The organism is Micrococcus sp. iso_239, from assembly GCF_056173395.1.
Window position 1 is genome coordinate 1,889,686 of the sequence record NZ_CM149672.1, and the last position, 16,807, is coordinate 1,906,492.

12 protein-coding genes and 1 tRNA gene are annotated in these 16,807 nt (G+C 69.4%); 1 reads left to right on the forward strand and 12 read right to left on the reverse strand.

The features are described from left to right. Positions 1-171: 171 nt before the first annotated feature. The 12 genes from fusA to AC0VX2_RS08870 form a co-directional block, all read right to left on the reverse strand. Complete coding sequence (gene fusA, locus AC0VX2_RS08815) at positions 172-2,286, reverse strand: elongation factor G (protein ID WP_036317752.1); 2,115 nt, start codon at positions 2,284-2,286, stop codon at positions 172-174. 118 nt (positions 2,287-2,404) lie between these two features. After that, on the reverse strand, positions 2,405-2,875 hold the full coding sequence (gene rpsG, locus AC0VX2_RS08820; protein ID WP_010080379.1) for a 30S ribosomal protein S7: 471 nt from the start codon (positions 2,873-2,875) through the stop codon (positions 2,405-2,407). Continuing rightward, positions 2,875-3,249 carry a 30S ribosomal protein S12 gene (gene rpsL / locus AC0VX2_RS08825; RefSeq protein ID WP_002854787.1) on the reverse strand — a complete coding sequence of 125 codons (375 nt, stop codon included), beginning with the start codon at positions 3,247-3,249 and terminating at the stop codon, positions 2,875-2,877. Before rpsL ends, rpsG begins: the two co-directional genes overlap by 1 nt. A 310-nt stretch (positions 3,250-3,559) precedes the next feature. After that, positions 3,560-7,456: a DNA-directed RNA polymerase subunit beta' gene (locus AC0VX2_RS08830; protein ID WP_113913797.1), complete on the reverse strand. Its 3,897-nt coding sequence runs from the start codon at positions 7,454-7,456 to the stop codon at positions 3,560-3,562. An 83-nt stretch (positions 7,457-7,539) separates the two neighbouring features. Continuing rightward, positions 7,540-11,046, reverse strand: coding sequence for a DNA-directed RNA polymerase subunit beta (gene rpoB, locus AC0VX2_RS08835; RefSeq protein WP_036317750.1), 3,507 nt, complete (start codon positions 11,044-11,046; stop codon positions 7,540-7,542). 285 nt (positions 11,047-11,331) lie between these two features. After that, complete coding sequence (gene rplL / locus AC0VX2_RS08840) at positions 11,332-11,721, reverse strand: 50S ribosomal protein L7/L12 (protein WP_036317747.1); 390 nt, start codon at positions 11,719-11,721, stop codon at positions 11,332-11,334. A 69-nt stretch (positions 11,722-11,790) separates the two neighbouring features. Beyond that, a complete protein-coding gene (gene rplJ, locus AC0VX2_RS08845) occupies positions 11,791-12,312 on the reverse strand; it encodes a 50S ribosomal protein L10 (protein WP_070708780.1) in 522 nt (173 codons plus the stop codon). A 343-nt stretch (positions 12,313-12,655) separates the two neighbouring features. Then, positions 12,656-13,363, reverse strand: a complete 708-nt coding sequence (gene rplA / locus AC0VX2_RS08850; protein WP_073116807.1) for a 50S ribosomal protein L1 — start codon at positions 13,361-13,363, stop codon at positions 12,656-12,658. 77 nt (positions 13,364-13,440) lie between these two features. After that, entirely contained in the window at positions 13,441-13,872 is a 432-nt protein-coding gene (rplK, locus tag AC0VX2_RS08855) for a 50S ribosomal protein L11 (protein WP_144820104.1), read from the reverse strand. Between the two features lie 132 nt (positions 13,873-14,004). Then, complete coding sequence (nusG, locus tag AC0VX2_RS08860) at positions 14,005-14,880, reverse strand: transcription termination/antitermination protein NusG (RefSeq protein ID WP_144820105.1); 876 nt, start codon at positions 14,878-14,880, stop codon at positions 14,005-14,007. Positions 14,881-14,984: 104 nt separating this feature from the next. Continuing rightward, positions 14,985-15,236, reverse strand: a complete 252-nt coding sequence (secE, locus tag AC0VX2_RS08865) for a preprotein translocase subunit SecE (protein ID WP_036317743.1) — start codon at positions 15,234-15,236, stop codon at positions 14,985-14,987. Positions 15,237-15,316: 80 nt separating this feature from the next. After that, a tRNA-Trp gene (locus AC0VX2_RS08870) sits at positions 15,317-15,389 on the reverse strand. Positions 15,390-15,562: 173 nt separating this feature from the next. Here AC0VX2_RS08870 and AC0VX2_RS08875 point away from each other — a divergent pair. Continuing rightward, on the forward strand, positions 15,563-16,771 hold the full coding sequence (locus AC0VX2_RS08875) for a pyridoxal phosphate-dependent aminotransferase (protein ID WP_070709277.1): 1,209 nt from the start codon (positions 15,563-15,565) through the stop codon (positions 16,769-16,771). The last annotated feature ends 36 nt before the right edge of the window (positions 16,772-16,807 follow it).

Consider the following 16,807-nt stretch of genomic DNA (forward strand, 5'->3'; position numbering starts at 1 on the left):
CCTCACGAGGGCCAGTCCGGTTCCAGGCCGTCGGGACCGCCGGAAGCGGACCGGACCTGACCCGTCCTGATCGCGGACCGCCGCGCCGGGAAGGGCGGTCCGGTCGCCCCGGGCCGGCCGCGGCTGCGGCGGCCGACCCGGGGCAGGTCGTTCAGAGCAGGTGACCTGCGGTCACTCGCCCTGGGACTTCTGGATGATCTCGTCCGCCACGGCCTTGGGGACCTCGGCGTAGGAGTGGAAGGTCATCGAGTACACCGCGCGGCCCTGCGTCTTGGAGCGCAGGTCGCCGATGTAGCCGAACATCTCCGACAGCGGCACGAGGGCGTTGACCACCTTCACGCCGGTGGCGTCCTCCATGGACTGGATCTGGCCGCGGCGGGAGTTCAGGTCGCCGATGACGTCGCCCATGAACTCCTCGGGGGTGCGGACCTCCACGGCCATCAGCGGCTCGAGGATGATCGGGTTGGCCTTGCGGACACCCTCCTTGAAGGCCTGGGAGCCGGCGATCTTGAACGCCATCTCCGAGGAGTCGACGTCGTGGTACGCGCCGTCGAGCAGGGTGGCCTTCACGCCGACCATCGGGTAGCCGGCCAGCACGCCGAACTGCATGGCGTCCTGGATGCCCGCGTCCACCGAGGGGATGTACTCGCGGGGCACGCGACCGCCGGTGACGGCGTTCTCGAACTCGTAGACCTCGCCCTCGGCGGTGTCCAGGGGCTCGAAGGACAGCTGCACCTTGGCGAACTGGCCGGAGCCGCCGGTCTGCTTCTTGTGCGTGTAGTCGACCTTGTCGACCTTGCGCTTGATGGTCTCGCGGTACGCGACCTGGGGCTTGCCCACGTTGGCCTCGACCTTGAACTCGCGCTTCATACGGTCCACGAACACGTCCAGGTGGAGCTCGCCCATGCCGCCGATCTCGGTCTGGCCGGTCTCCTCGTTGAGGTTCACGCGGAACGTGGGGTCCTCGGCGACGAGCTTCTGGATGGCGGTGGAGAGCTTCTCCTGGTCACCCTTGGTCTTCGGCTCGATGGCCACGGAGATCACGGGCTCCGGGAAGGTTATCGACTCGAGGATGATCGGGTTCGCGGGATCGCACAGGGTGTCGCCCGTGGTGGTGTCCTTGAGGCCGATCACGGCGTAGATGTGGCCGGCGACCACCTCGTCCACCGGGTTCTCCTTGTTGGCGTGCATCTGGAACAGCTTGCCGATGCGCTCCTTCTTGCCCTTGGTGGCGTTGAGGATCTGCGCACCGGACTCCAGGCGGCCGGAGTACACGCGGATGAAGGTCAGCGTGCCGAAGAAGGGGTGCGTGGCGATCTTGAAGGCGAGCGCCGAGAACGGGGCCTCCTTCGACGCCTCGCGCTCCAGCACCTCCTCCTCGTCGTTCACGGCGTGGCCCTTGACGGAGCCGGCGTCCAGCGGGTTCGGCAGGTAGGCGACCACGGCGTCCAGCATCGGCTGCACGCCACGGTTCTTGAACGCGGAGCCGCAGAACACCGGGTAGGCCTCGGCGTTCACGGTCAGCTGGCGCACGCCGGCCTGGATCTCCTCGACGGTGAGCTCCTCGCCCTCGAGGTACTTCTCCATGAGCTCCTCGGAGGTCTCGGCGACGGCCTCGACGAGCTCGTTGCGGTACTCCTCGGCCTTCTCCTGGAGCTCGGCGGGGATCTCGCGAGTCTCATAGGAGGCGCCCATGGTGACGTCGCCCTTGGCGTCGCCCGGCCACACGAAGGCCTTCATGGAGAGCAGGTCGACGACACCCACGAAGTCGTTCTCGGCGCCGATCGGCAGCTGCATCACGAGCGGACGCGCGCCGAGGCGCTTCACGATGGTGTCGACGGTGAAGTAGAAGTCCGCACCCAGCTTGTCCATCTTGTTGACGAAGCAGATGCGCGGGACGTTGTACTTGTCCGCCTGGCGCCACACGGTCTCCGACTGGGGCTCCACGCCCTCCTTGCCGTCGAACACGGCGACGGCGCCGTCGAGCACGCGCAGCGAGCGCTCCACCTCGACCGTGAAGTCCACGTGGCCGGGGGTGTCGATGATGTTGATCTGGTGGTCGTTCCAGAAGCAGGTCACCGCGGCGGAGGTGATGGTGATGCCGCGCTCCTTCTCCTGCTCCATCCAGTCCGTCGTCGCGCCGCCGTCGTGGGTCTCGCCCAGCTTGTGGTTGACACCCGTGTAGAACAGGATGCGCTCGGTGGTGGTGGTCTTGCCGGCATCGATGTGGGCCATGATGCCGATGTTGCGGACCTTGTGCAGGTCGGTCAGCACGTCCTGTGCCACGGTGTCTCCCTTGGTCGGGTGGAATGGGGGGGCTCGTGAGGTGGATGCGGTGGGTGGCCCGTCCGAGAGGACGCACCTGCGGCCCGAGGCGCGGATCGCGCGCCCCGGGCCACACGGATCACCAGCGGTAGTGGGCGAAGGCCTTGTTGGCCTCGGCCATCTTGTGGGTGTCCTCGCGACGCTTCACGGCGCCGCCCAGGCCGTTCGAGGCGTCCAGGATCTCGTTCATCAGGCGCTCGGTCATGGTCTTCTCACGGCGGGCCTTGGAGAAGCCGACCAGCCAGCGCAGGGCCAGGGCCGTGGAGCGGCCCGGCTTGACCTCGACGGGCACCTGGTAGGTGGCGCCGCCGACGCGGCGGGAGCGCACCTCGAGGGCCGGCTTGATGTTGTCCATGGCCTTCTTGAGGGTGGCCACGGGATCGGCGCCGTTCTTGGCACGGGCGCCCTCGAGCGCGCCGTACACGATGCGCTCGGCGGTGGACTTCTTGCCGTCGACGAGCACCTTGTTGATCAGCTGCGTGACCAGCGGGGAGCCGTAGACGGGATCGACGACGAGGGGGCGCTTCGGCGCAGGACCCTTACGAGGCATTACTTCTTCTCCTTCTTGGCGCCGTAGCGGGAGCGGGCCTGGCCGCGGTTCTTCACGCCCTGGGTGTCGAGGGCGCCGCGCACGATCTTGTAGCGCACGCCGGGCAGGTCCTTCACACGACCGCCGCGGACGAGCACGATCGAGTGCTCCTGCAGGTTGTGGCCCTCGCCGGGGATGTAGGCCGTGACCTCGATGCCGCCGTTCAGGCGCACACGGGCGACCTTGCGCAGCGCCGAGTTCGGCTTCTTGGGCGTGGTGGTGTACACACGGGTGCACACGCCACGACGCATGGGGTTCCCCTGCAGGGCAGGGGCCTTCGTATTGACGACCTTGGGTGAGCGGCCCTTGCGGACCAGCTGCTGAATCGTAGGCACTCTTCAGCCTTCCTGTGTTTCGGTGATCGCTGACGTGATCGACCGGCGCCCGGGGCGCCGGCTGCTCGTTCCTCTGCTCTGCCTCTCCCTGTGGGGGCTCGCAACGAGCAGACGTCCGCAGGCGTGCAAAAGTGTGGCATCTGCCGCGCAATGACCCCGCGACCCGGACAGCGTCCAATTTGCCACACGAAAAACAATCCTTGACAGCATAGCACGCCCCGGCGCCCTCGACGAGCCGGCCCCGCACGGCCAAGGGGCCCGCCCCTCCCCCGCGTGAGCGGCGGAGCGGCGGGCCCCTGGGGGACACGGATCAGGCGCGGAAGTCGCCCCCGCGGCCGTAGTCGTCCAGCGAGACGGCGTGGAAGTCGTTCTCGCCGAGCGACTGGTCCAGGCCCGGGTAGTCGAAGTCCGCGAAGCCGGCCGGCGAGGCGAACAGGTTGGCCTTCGCCTCCTCCGTCGGCTCCACGACGGTCTTCGTGTAGCGGTCCAGGCCCGTGCCGGCCGGGATCAGCTTGCCGATGATCACGTTCTCCTTCAGGCCCAGCAGCGGGTCGGACTTGCCCTCCATGGCCGCCTGCGTCAGGACGCGGGTCGTCTCCTGGAAGGATGCGGCCGACAGCCACGAGTCCGTGGCCAGCGAGGCCTTCGTGATGCCCATCAGCTCGTCGCGGCCGGAGGCCGGCTGGCGGCCCTCGGCGACGGCGGCGCGGTTGGCGGCCACGAAGCGCGCCCGGTCCGTGAGCTCACCCGGCAGCAGGTCGGTGTCACCGGACTCGATGACGGTGATGCGACGCAGCATCTGCCGGACGATGACCTCCACGTGCTTGTCGTGGATGCCCACGCCCTGGGACTGGTACACGTTCTGCACCTCGTCCACGAGGAACCGCTGCGCGGCCCGCGGGCCGAGCACGCGCAGGACCTGCTTCGGGTCCACGGCGCCGGCCACGAGCTGCGTGCCCACCGGCACGTGCTCGCCGTCGGCCACGAGGATGCGCGCACGGCGCAGCACCGGGTAGGCGATCTCCTCGGAGCCGTCGTCCGGGGTGAGCAGCAGGCGCACGGACGCCTCGGTGTCCTCGATGGTCACGCGGCCGGCGACCTCGGAGATCGGGGCCACGCCCTTCGGGGTGCGGGCCTCGAAGAGCTCCTGGATGCGGGGCAGACCCTGCGTGATGTCGTCGGCCGAGGCCACACCGCCGGTGTGGAACGTGCGCATGGTGAGCTGGGTGCCCGGCTCACCGATCGACTGGGCCGCGATGATGCCGACGGCCTCGCCGATGTCCACCAGCTGGCCGGTGGCCATGGAGCGGCCGTAGCACTTCGCGCAGGTGCCCACGGCGGACTCACAGGTCAGGACCGAGCGGACCTTGATCTCCGTGATGCCGGCGGCCACCAGCTCGCCGATCAGCACGTCGCCCACGTCCGCACCGGCCGAGGCCAGCACCGTGCCGTCCTCGCCCGTGACGTCCTGGGCCAGCGTGCGGGCGAAGGCCGAGTTCTCGACCTGCTCGTGGGCCACCAGCTCGCCGTCGGCGTTCGGCGCGGCGATCGTCACGGACAGGCCGCGCTCGGTGCCGCAGTCGTCCTCGCGGACGATGACGTCCTGGGACACATCGACGAGACGACGGGTCAGGTAGCCCGAGTTCGCGGTCTTCAGCGCGGTGTCCGCGAGGCCCTTGCGGGCGCCGTGGGTGGCGGAGAAGTACTCGAGCACGGACAGGCCCTCGCGGTACGAGGACTTGATCGGACGCGGGATGATCTCACCCTTCGGGTTGGCCACGAGGCCGCGGATGCCCGCGATCTGGCGCACCTGGAGCCAGTTGCCTCGCGCACCGGAGGACACCATGCGGTTGATGGTGTTGAGCTCCGGCAGGCCGTCCTTCATGGCCGCGGCGACCTCGTCGGTGGCCTTGTTCCAGATGTCGATCAGCTCGGAGCGACGCTCGTCGTCCGCGATCAGGCCCTTGTCGTACTGCTGCTGCACGCGCTGGGCCTGCTCCTCGTAGCCCTCCATGATGGCGGCCTTGTCGAAGTCGGAGGTGATGTCCGAGATCGCCACGGTCACACCCGACCAGGTGCCCCAGTGGAAGCCGGCGTCCTTGAGGTTGTCCAGCGTCTGCGCGGTGACGACCATCGGGTAGCGCTCGGCCAGGTCGTTGACCAGCTGGCCGAGGGTGCCCTTGGTCGCCTGCTTGTCCAGCCACGGGTAGTCGTCCGGCAGCAGCTCGTTGAACAGCACCTTGCCCAGGGTGGTCTCGATGAGGGCGATCTCGCCCTCGGACCAGCCCTCGGGTGCCGGCACGGCCGCCGACGGCACGAAGCCCTCGACGCCGATCCGCGCGGGCGCGTTCAGGTGCAGGTCGCCGCCGTCGAACGCCATGATGGCCTCGCCGACGGTCGCGTACAGGTTGCCCGCGCCGACCTCGTCCGGACGCACCGTGGTGAGGTGGTTCAGGCCGATGATCATGTCCTGGGCCGGCACGGCGACCGCGCGGCCGTCCGAGGGCTTCAGGATGTTGTGGCTCGAGAGCATGAGCAGGCGCGCCTCGGCCTGGGCCTCCGGCGACAGGGGCAGGTGGACCGCCATCTGGTCGCCGTCGAAGTCCGCGTTGAACGCGGAGCAGACCAGCGGGTGCAGCTGCAGGGCCTTGCCCTCCACGAGCTGCGGCTCGAAGGCCTGGATGCCCAGACGGTGCAGGGTGGGGGCGCGGTTCAGCAGGACCGGGTGCTCGGTGATGACCTCCTCGAGCACGTCCCAGACCTGCGGACGGAAGCGCTCCACCATGCGCTTGGCGGACTTGATGTTCTGCGCGTGGTTCAGGTCCACGAGACGCTTCATCACGAACGGCTTGAACAGCTCCAGCGCCATCTGCTTGGGCAGGCCGCACTGGTGCAGCTTGAGCTGGGGACCCACCACGATGACCGAGCGGCCCGAGTAGTCCACGCGCTTGCCGAGCAGGTTCTGACGGAACCGGCCCTGCTTGCCCTTGAGCATGTCGGAGAGCGACTTGAGCGGGCGGTTGCCCGGGCCGGTCACCGGCCGGCCGCGGCGGCCGTTGTCGAACAGCGAGTCCACGGCCTCCTGCAGCATGCGCTTCTCGTTGTTGACGATGATCTCGGGCGCGCCGAGGTCGAGCAGCCGCTTCAGGCGGTTGTTGCGGTTGATCACGCGACGGTACAGGTCGTTGAGGTCGGAGGTCGCGAAGCGGCCGCCGTCCAGCTGCACCATCGGACGCAGCTCCGGCGGGATCACCGGGACGGCGTCCAGGACCATGCCCTCGGGCGAGTTGTCCGTGGTCAGGAACGCGTTGACGACCTTCAGGCGCTTCAGGGCGCGGGTCTTGCGCTGGCCCTTGCCCGTCTTGATGGTCTCGCGCAGCATCTCGGACTCGGCCTCGAGGTCGAAGGTCTGCAGGCGACGCTGGATCGCCTCCGCGCCCATCGAGCCCTCGAAGTACTGGCCGTACTTGTCCCGCATGGCGCGGTACAGGCCCTCGTCGCCCTCGAGGTCGGCGACCTTGAGGTTCTTGAAGCGGTCCCAGACCTGCTCCTTGCGGTCCAGCTCCGCGTCCGCGCGCTTGCGGATCTGCGCCATGGTCTTGTCCGCGGCGTCGCGGGCCTTCTTCTTCTCGGCGGCCTTGGCGCCCTCGGACTCCAGCTTGGCCAGGTCCTTCTCGAGGTCGGCGGCCACCGCGGCGATGTCGGAGTCGCGCTGGTCGGCCAGGACACGGGTCTCCTGGTCGTACTCGGCCTGGAGGTTGGCCAGGTCACGGTGCCGGGCCTCCTCGTCCACCGAGGTGATCATGTAGGCCGCGAAGTAGATGACCTTCTCGAGGTCCTTCGGCGCCAGGTCCAGCAGGTAGCCCAGGCGCGAGGGCACGCCCTTGAAGTACCAGATGTGGGTGACCGGCGCGGCCAGCTCGATGTGGCCCATGCGGTCGCGGCGCACCTTCGAGCGGGTCACCTCGACGCCGCAGCGCTCGCAGATGATGCCCTTGAAGCGCACGCGCTTGTACTTGCCGCACGCGCACTCCCAGTCACGGGTGGGGCCGAAGATCTTCTCGCAGAAGAGTCCGTCCTTCTCCGGCTTCAGGGTGCGGTAGTTGATGGTCTCCGGCTTCTTGACCTCGCCGTAGGACCAGCGGCGGATGTCCTCCGCCGTGGCCAGGCCGATGCGCATCAGGCCGAAAGAGTTGTCAGTGGACATGCTGTTCACGCTCATGCTCCGGTGAACTCCCTTGGTTCAGTGGTTCTCAGGTGACGTCTTGTGGATGCGGGATCGGGCCCGGCTCAGACTTCCTCCACCGAGCTGGGCTCGGCGTGGGAGAGGTCGATGCCCAGCTCCTCGGCGGCGCGGTAGACCTCGTCCTCCGCGTCGCGCATCTCGATGGCCTGGCCGTCGGCGGAGAGGACCTCCACGTTCAGGCAGAGGGACTGCATCTCCTTGATGAGCACCTTGAAGGACTCGGGAACACCCGGCTCCGGGATGTTCTCGCCCTTGACGATGGCCTCGTAGACCTTCACGCGGCCGTGGATGTCGTCCGACTTGATGGTCAGCAGCTCCTGGAGGGTGAACGCCGCGCCGTACGCCTCGAGCGCCCACACCTCCATCTCGCCGAAGCGCTGGCCGCCGAACTGGGCCTTACCGCCCAGCGGCTGCTGCGTGATCATCGAGTACGGGCCCGTGGAACGGGCGTGGATCTTGTCGTCCACCAGGTGGTGCAACTTGAGCATGTACATGTAGCCCACGGACACCGGGTCCGGGAACGGCTCGCCGGTGCGGCCGTCGAACAGCTGCGCCTTGCCGCTGTCGCTCATGAGACGGTCGCCGTCGCGGGTCACGTTCACGTGGCCGAGCAGGCCCGTGATCTCGTACGCCTCGGCGCCGTCGAACACCGGGGTGGCCACGTTGACCGGACCGGACTGCCGCGGGAAGTTCGGCAGGTCCTTGATCCACTCCGGCTCGCCCTGGATGTCCCAGCCGCGCGAGGCGGCCCAGCCCAGGTGCAGCTCCATGACCTGGCCGAGGTTCATGCGGCCGGGGACGCCGAGCGGGTTCAGCACGATGTCCACCGGGGTGCCGTCCGCCAGGAACGGCATGTCCTCGAGCGGCAGGATCTTCGAGATGACGCCCTTGTTGCCGTGGCGGCCGGCCATCTTGTCGCCGTCGGTGATCTTGCGCTTCTGCGCCACGTAGACGCGCACCAGCTGGTTCACGCCCGGGGGCAGGTCGTCGTCCTCGTCGCGGTCGAAGATGCGCACGCCGATGACGGTGCCGGACTCGCCGTGCGGCACCTTCAGGGACGTGTCGCGGACCTCGCGGGACTTCTCGCCGAAGATCGCGCGCAGCAGGCGCTCCTCCGGGGTCAGCTCGGTCTCGCCCTTCGGGGTCACGCGGCCGACCAGGATGTCACCGGCCTCCACCTCGGCGCCGATGTGGATGATGCCGCGCTCGTCGAGCTGCGACAGCACCTCCTCGGACACGTTGGGGATGTCGCGCGTGATCTCCTCGGCGCCCAGCTTGGTGTCGCGGGCGTCGACCTCGTGCTCCTCGATGTGGATCGAGGTGAGGACGTCCTCCGAGACCATGCGCTGGGACAGGATGATCGCGTCCTCGTAGTTCAGGCCCTCCCAGGGCATGAACGCGACGAGGAGGTTCTTGCCGAGCGCGAGCTCGCCGTTGTCCGTGGCGGGACCGTCGGCGATGATGCTCAGCGGCTCCACCCGCTCGCCCTCGGACACGCGCACGCGCTGGTTGTAGGCGTTGCCCTGGTTCGAGCGGGCGAACTTCATGATCGGGTAGTGCGTGGTGGTGCCGTCGTCGTTCATGACGGTCACCAGGTCCGCGGCCACCTCGGTCACGACGCCGCCCTGGGTGGCCGTCACGGAGTCGCCCGCGTCCACGGCCACGTACTTCTCCATGCCGGTGCCCACGTAGGGGGCCTCGGAGCGGAGCAGCGGCACGGCCTGACGCTGCATGTTCGCGCCCATGAGCGCGCGGTTGGCGTCGTCGTGCTCGAGGAACGGGATCAGGGCGGTGGCCGCCGACACCATCTGGCGCGGGGACACGTCCATGTAGTCGATCTCGTCCACGGTCGAGAGCACGGGCTCGCCGTCGCCGCCGCGCTGGCGGCAGAGCACGAACTCCTCCTCGAACCGGCCGTCCTCATCCACCGGGGCGTTCGCCTGGGCGATCTGGAAGGCCAGCTCGTCGTCGGCGGTCAGGTAGTCCACGGTGTCCGTGACCCGGCCGTCGACCACGCGGCGGTACGGGGTCTCGATGAAGCCGAAGGAGTTGATCCGGCCGAAGGTCGCCAGCGAGCCGATGAGGCCGATGTTCGGGCCTTCCGGGGTCTCGATGGGGCACATGCGGCCGTAGTGCGACGGGTGGACGTCACGGACCTCCATGCCGGCACGGTCGCGGGACAGGCCGCCCGGGCCGAGCGCGGACAGGCGACGCTTGTGCGTCAGGCCGGCCAGCGGGTTGTTCTGGTCCATGAACTGGGACAGCTGCGAGGTGCCGAAGAACTCCTTGATCGCCGCCACCACGGGGCGGATGTTGATCAGGGTCTGCGGGGTGATCGCCTCGACGTCCTGGGTGGTCATGCGCTCGCGCACGACGCGCTCCATGCGGGACAGGCCGGTGCGGATCTGGTTCTCGATCAGCTCGCCCACCGCACGGATGCGACGGTTGCCGAAGTGGTCGATGTCGTCGATCTCCACGCGCACATCCACCGGCTCGCCGTCGCGCGTGCCCTTGATGACGGTCTCGCCGGCGTGCAGCGCGGCGATGAAGTGCACCATCTGGACGATGTCGTCCTCGGTGAGCACAGACGCGTTGGGGTCGCCGAGGTGCACGTCCACGCCGAGCTTGCGGTTGAGCTTGTAGCGGCCCACCTTGGCGAGGTCGTAGCGCTTCGGGGTGAAGTACAGGTTGTTCAGCAGCGTCTGCGCGGCGTCGACGGCGGCCGGCTCGCCCGGGCGCAGCTTGCGGTAGATGTCGAGCAGGGCCTCGTCCTGGTCCGCGGTGCCGTCCTTCTCGAGGGTGGCGCGGATGGAGTCGTAGTGGCCGAACTCCTCCAGGATGCGGGACTCGGTCCAGCCCATGGCCTTGAGCAGCACCGTCACGGGCTGCTTGCGCTTGCGGTCGAGGCGGACGCCGACCTGGTCACGCTTGTCCACCTCGAGCTCGAACCAGGCGCCGCGCGAGGGGATGATCTTCGCGGAGAAGATCTCCTTGTCCGAGGTCTTGTCCGGGGTGCGCTCGAAGTAGGCGCCCGGGGAGCGGACCAGCTGGGAGACGACGACGCGCTCGGTGCCGTTGATGATGAACGTGCCGTTGCGGGTCATCAGCGGGAAGTCGCCCATGAAGACGGTCTGCTGCTTGATCTCGCCGGTCGTGTTGTTCATGAACTCGGCCTTGACGTACAGCGGGGCGGAGAAGGTCGCGTCGCGATCCTTGCACTCCTCCTCCGTCATCTTGGCGTCGGCGAACTCCGGCTCGGCGAAGGACAGGGACATGGTGCCCTGGAAGTCCTCGATCGGGGAGATCTCCTCGAAGATGTCCGTCAGTCCCGAGGTGACGGGCACGGAGTGGTCGTCGGCGGCCAGGGCGGCGTCCACGCGCGCAGCCCACCGCTCATTGCCGATCAGGCGGTCGAACGACTCGGTCTGCAGCGCCAGCAGGTCCGGCACGTCCAGCGGCTCGGAGATCTTGGCGAAGGAGACGCGTCCGGCGGAGGCGCCGGATCGCGGGGAGACGGTAGCGGTTTCGTTGGAGGTGCTCGAGGCGACCACGTAGGATCCTTCCACAGGCCTTCTGGGTTCCGTTCGCTCCCCTGCCGCGAGACGGCGGCGCCGGCCCACCGCTATATGAAGGCCGTGCGGAACCGTGCGGGCCACGGCGGGACGCGGGGTCCTGCGGGCGGCACGGAACAGGGGAGATGCAAAGATCCATCCTATCCCCGCCCGTCTCCCCTGTCCAGCCGCGGGTGCGTGACCTGGGACGCCACGAGGCCCCCGGTCCGCAGTGCGGATCCGGGGGCCTCGTGAGGAAGCGTGATGCGGCTCAGGCCGCGATCATCACTTGAGGGTGACGGTGGCGCCGGCGCCCTCGAGCTGCTCCTTGGCCTTCTCGGCGGTCTCCTTGTTGACGCCCTCGAGGATGGGCTTGGGAGCGCCGTCCACCAGGTCCTTGGCCTCCTTCAGGCCGAGGGAGGTGAGGGCGCGCACCTCCTTGATGACGCCGATCTTCTTGTCGCCGGCGGCCTCGAGGACGACGTCGAACTCGTCCTTCTCCTCGGCGGCGGCGGCCTCGGCACCACCGGCGGCACCGCCGGCGGCGGCCACGGCCACGGGGGCGGCGGCGGTGACGTCGAACTTCTCCTCGAACGCCTTGATGAACTCGGACAGCTCGATGAGGGTCAGCTCCTCGAACGCGGCGAGCAGCTCTTCGGTGGTCAGCTTGGCCATGATGGCTCCTTTACGGGTACGTCTTGACTACGTGTGAAGTGGTGGGCCGTGCAGCCCGGGGCGGACTGCTCAGGCAGCCTCGCCCTGCGCGGCGCGCAGCGCCTCGACCGTGCGGACGGTCTTGGACAGCGGCGCCTGGAACAGGGCGGCAGCCTTGGACATGCTGCCCTTCATCGCGCCGGCGAACTTGGCCAGCAGCACCTCGCGGGACTCGAGGTCCGCGAGCTTCTTGATGCCGGCCTCGTCCAGGGGCTGGCCATCCATGTAGCCGCCCTTGAGCACGAGCTCCTCGTGATCCTTGGCAAAGTCACGCAGGGCCTTCGCGACGTTGACCGGGTCTCCGGTCACGAACGCGATCGCGGTGGGCCCGGACAGGTGAGCCTCGAGGCCCTCCAGACCGGCGTCCTTGGCCGCGATCTCGGCCAGCGTGTTCTTCGCCACGGCGTAGGTCGCGTCCTGACGGATGGAGTCACGCAGCTGCTTGAGCTCCGTCACCGTCAGGCCACGGTATTCCGTCAGAACAGCGGCGCTGGACTCACGGAACAGGTCCGTGAGCTCAGCCACCGCCGACTCCTTCGCGGACGTCGCCATGGTACTCCTCTCGATGATGCGTGGGAACCGCCACCCCGAGACGAGAAAACGCCCCGTGCAGATGCACGGGGCGCAGCAGGAGCATCGACGCGGTCGGACCCGGAGGGTCGACGTGCGGATGCGAGCGTGGCTCACGTTCACCTGCGCGGGCCGTCTCCGTCAGGGAGATCCTTCGGTGGGCTCTGCCCGGAGGCAGGACACCACGACCGGCGGTCTTCGGTAGGCACCAGCGTACACGTCCGGGGCGGGCCCGCAAAATCGGTCCGGGACGACGGCGGCCGGCCGTCCCGCTGCGGGGACGACCGGCCGGCGTCATGGGCCCCGGTCACCGGGGCCGCGCCGCTCAGAGCTCCGAGGAGTCCACCGAGGTCACGTTCGGGTCCATGGGCACGCCCGGGCCGAAGGTGGTGGCCACGGTGGCCTTGGAGATGTAGCGGCCCTTGGAGGAGGACGGCTTCAGACGCAGGACCTCCTCGAGGGCTGCGGCGTAGTTCTCGACCAGGGCCTTGGCCTCGAAGGAGGTCTTGCCGATGATGAAGTGCAGGTTGGAGTGCTTGTCGACGCGGAAGTCGATCTTGCCGCCCTTGATGTCGGCCACGGCCTTGGCCACGTCCGGGGTCACGGTGCCGGTCTTGGGGTTCGGCATCAGGTTGCGGGGGCCGAGCACCTTGCCCAGACGGCCGACCTTGCCCATGAGCTCCGGGGAGGCCACGGCGGCGTCGAAGTCCACCCAGCCCTCGGAGATCCGGGCGATCAGGTCGTCGTCGCCCACGACGTCCGCGCCGGCGGCGCGGGCGGCCTCGGCGCGGTCACCGGTGGCGAACACGACGACGCGGGCGGTCTTGCCGGTGCCGTGGGGCAGGCTCACGGAGCCGCGGACCATCTGGTCGGCCTTGCGGGGGTCGACCGAGAGGCGGAGGGCCACCTCCACGGTGGCGTCGGTCTTGGAGGGGTTGGTCTCCTTGGCGAGGCGGATCGCCTCCGCCGGCGAGTACAGATCATCGCCGATCGCGGCCTTGGCCGCCTTGTATGCCTTGCTGCGCTGTGCCATCTGCGTTCTTCTCCTTGTGCAGTCGTGGTCTGCGGGCCGCGCTCGGCCCTGCCACTGGAAGGGGGTGGGGGTGGGCGTCAGCCCTCGACGGCGATGCCCATCGAGCGGGCGGTGCCCGCGATGATCTTGGCGGCGGCCGGCACGTCGTTGGCGTTCAGGTCCTCCATCTTGGTCTGGGCGATCTCCTCGCACTGGGCCTGGGTCAGCGTGCCGACCTTGGCCGTGTGCGGGGTGGCGGAGCCCTTGGCGACGCCGGCGGCCTTCTTGATGAGCTCGGCGGCCGGCGGAGTCTTGGTCACGAAGGTGAACGAGCGGTCCTCGTACACGGTGATCTCGACCGGGACCACGTTGCCGCGCTGCGACTCGGTGGCGGCGTTGTACGCCTTGCAGAACTCCATGATGTTCACGCCGTGCTGGCCCAGGGCGGGGCCAATGGGCGGGGCCGGGTTGGCGGCGCCGGCCTGGATCTGAAGCTTGATCAGACCGGTGACCTTCTTCTTGGGAGCCATGAGTGGATCCTTCTCTCACTGGGGGACCCTCGGCGCAGGAGCGCACCGGGGGCGGTGGCCGCCGTGGCGCGGCGGCCGGTGCCGCGTCCGGGCCGGCAGGCGGCCGGCCCGGTGCGGAAGCGTCGGGTGTCCTCAGATGGCCTTGGTCACCTGGTTGAAGGACAGCGTCACGGGGGTCTCACGCTCGAAGATCGAGACGAGCACCACGAGCTGCTGGGCTTCCGGCTTGATCTCGGAGATCGTGGCCGGGAGGGTCTCGAACGGGCCGTCGTTGACGGTGACCGACTCGCCGACCTCGAAGTCCACGTGGATCGCGGGGGCGGCGGGCGCACCGGACTCGGCCGAGGCGGGGACGGCCAGACCGGCCTTCTCGGCGGCGCGGGCGGCCTCCTGGATCACGGACGGGGCGAGCATGTCGTACACCTCGTCCAGGCTGAGCGGCTGCGGGTGGTGGGCGTCGTTGCCCACGAAGCCCGTGACGCCCGGGGTGTGCCGCACGACGCCCCACGAGGCGTCGTCGAGGTCCATGCGGACGAGCACGTAGCCCGGGATGCGCACGCGCGAGACGATCTTGCGCGTCGTGTTCTTGATCTCCACGACCTCCTCCATGGGGACCTCGATCTCGTAGATCGAGTCCTCCATGTCCTGGGTCAGGATGCGGGCCTCGAGGTTCGTCTTCACGCGCTTCTCGTAGCCGGCGTAGGTGTGGACGACGTACCAGTCGCCGGGCTGGCGGCGCAGGCGGGTGCGCAGCTCCTCGGCGGGGTCCACGGCGGGCTCGTCGTCGGCCTGCCCCTCGACGGGTGTCGGCGCGTCCTCGCCCTCGGCGACGGCCAGGTCGGCCTCCTGCACGGTGGCCTCGGCGGTCTCGTCACCGCTGCCGGCGGGCTCGTCCAGGGCGTCCTCGACGGGCGTGCCGGCGTCCTGCGCGGTCTCCTCGGCCACGGCGTCCTCCGACATCGGGACGGACTCCTCGGCGGGCTGACGATCCAGTTCCTGCTCGGACACGGTTCCTGCTTTCTGCTGACGGACGGCGGGCCCTGCCGTCGGGGAGGGCCCTCACGGGCGTGCGGGGGACGCGTCCTGCGACGTCGGGACCGTCCGCGCCGGGCTCAGAGGCCGCCGGCGCCGAACAGGAGACCCGCCACGGTGCCGAACACCCAGTCCAGCCCCATGACCAGCAGGATCATGAACGCCACGAAGGCGAGCACCACTCCGGTCGTGCGCAGCAGCTCCTCGCTCGTGGGGGTGACGACCTTGCGGAGCTCGTCCACCACCTGGCGCAGGAACAGCGCGATCCGCGCGAACAGCCCGCGACGCTGCCTGCTCGGCGTGGGGGCGGGCCCCCCGCCGTTCGCCGCCATCTCAGTCACGTGGCCTCACTCGTCGGATCGCCGAATCGCTTTCTACACGTCCGATGCCGAGCACGAGGCCCGGCATCGAGCAGGGCAGACAGGACTCGAACCTGCAACCTGCGGTTTTGGAGACCGCTGCGCTACCAATTGCGCCACTACCCTTCGGACCGACGGAGCCGACCGAACCCTCGCGGGATCGACCGCGAACGCGGTACCGGAGATCCAGGATACGCCATCGGGCGGCGGGAGTCGAACGGGCCCCGGGCAGTCAGTACCCTGGCAGGACGGAGCCCCGCTCCGCCCCGCCCTCCCCGTCGAGCTCGAAGAAGGTCCCCATGGCCGCGCCCGCCCGCCGCGTCTCCGCCCGTCTGTCCGCCATCGCGCCCTCCGCCACCCTCGCCGTCGACGCCCGCGCCAAGGAGCTCAAGGCCGCCGGGCGCCCGGTGATCGGCTTCGGCGCCGGCGAGCCCGACTTCCCCACCCCGGACTACATCGTGGAGGCCGCCGTCGCCGCGGCCCGGGACCCGAAGAACCACCGCTACTCCCCCGCCGCCGGCCTGCCCGAGCTGCGCGAGGCGATCGCGGCCAAGACGCTGCGCGACTCCGGCGTGTCCCTCGAGGCCGCCCAGGTGCTCGTGACCAACGGCGGGAAGCAGGCCGTGTACAACGCCTTCGCCGCCCTGCTGGACCCGCAGGACGAGGTGCTCGTCCCCGCCCCCTACTGGACCACCTACCCGGAGGCGATCCGCCTGGCCGGCGGCGTGCCGGTCGAGGTGTTCGCCGGCCCCGAGCAGGGCTACAAGGTCACCGTGGACCAGCTCGACGAGGCCGTCACGGACCGCACCAAGGTGCTCCTGTTCGTCTCCCCCTCCAACCCCACCGGCGCCGTGTACTCCCCCGAGGAGACGGCGGCGATCGGCCGGTGGGCACGGGAGCGGGGGCTGTGGGTGGTCACCGACGAGATCTACGAGCACCTGACCTACGACGGCATGCCGTTCACCTCGATCGTCCGCGCCGTGCCCGAGCTGGCGGAGCAGTCCGTGATCCTCAACGGCGTCGCCAAGACCTACGCCATGACGGGCTGGCGCGTCGGGTGGATGGCCGGCCCGCTGGACGTGGTCAAGGCCGCCACGAACCTGCAGTCCCACGCCACCTCGAACGTGGCCAACGTGTCGCAGCGGGCCGCGCTGGCCGCCATCGCCGGCCCGTTGGACGCCGTGGCGGAGATGAAGACGGCGTTCGACCGCCGGCGCCGGGCCATGGTCGAAGCCATGGACGCCGTGCCGGGCTTCCACTGCCCCACCCCGCAGGGCGCGTTCTACGCGTACGTGGACGTGCGGGAGGCGCTCGCGAAGACCTACCGCGGCGGCGTCACCCCCGCGACGTCGGCCGAGCTGGCCGCCTTCATCCTCGACGAGGCGGAGGTCGCCGTGGTCCCGGGCGAGGCGTTCGGCCCGTCCGGCTATCTGCGACTGTCCTACGCGCTGGGCGATGCGGACCTCGCCGAGGGCGTCGAGCGCATCCGCGCCCTGCTCAGCGCCTGAGCCGCACACCCCACCCCTGAGCCCCGCGACGCCGCG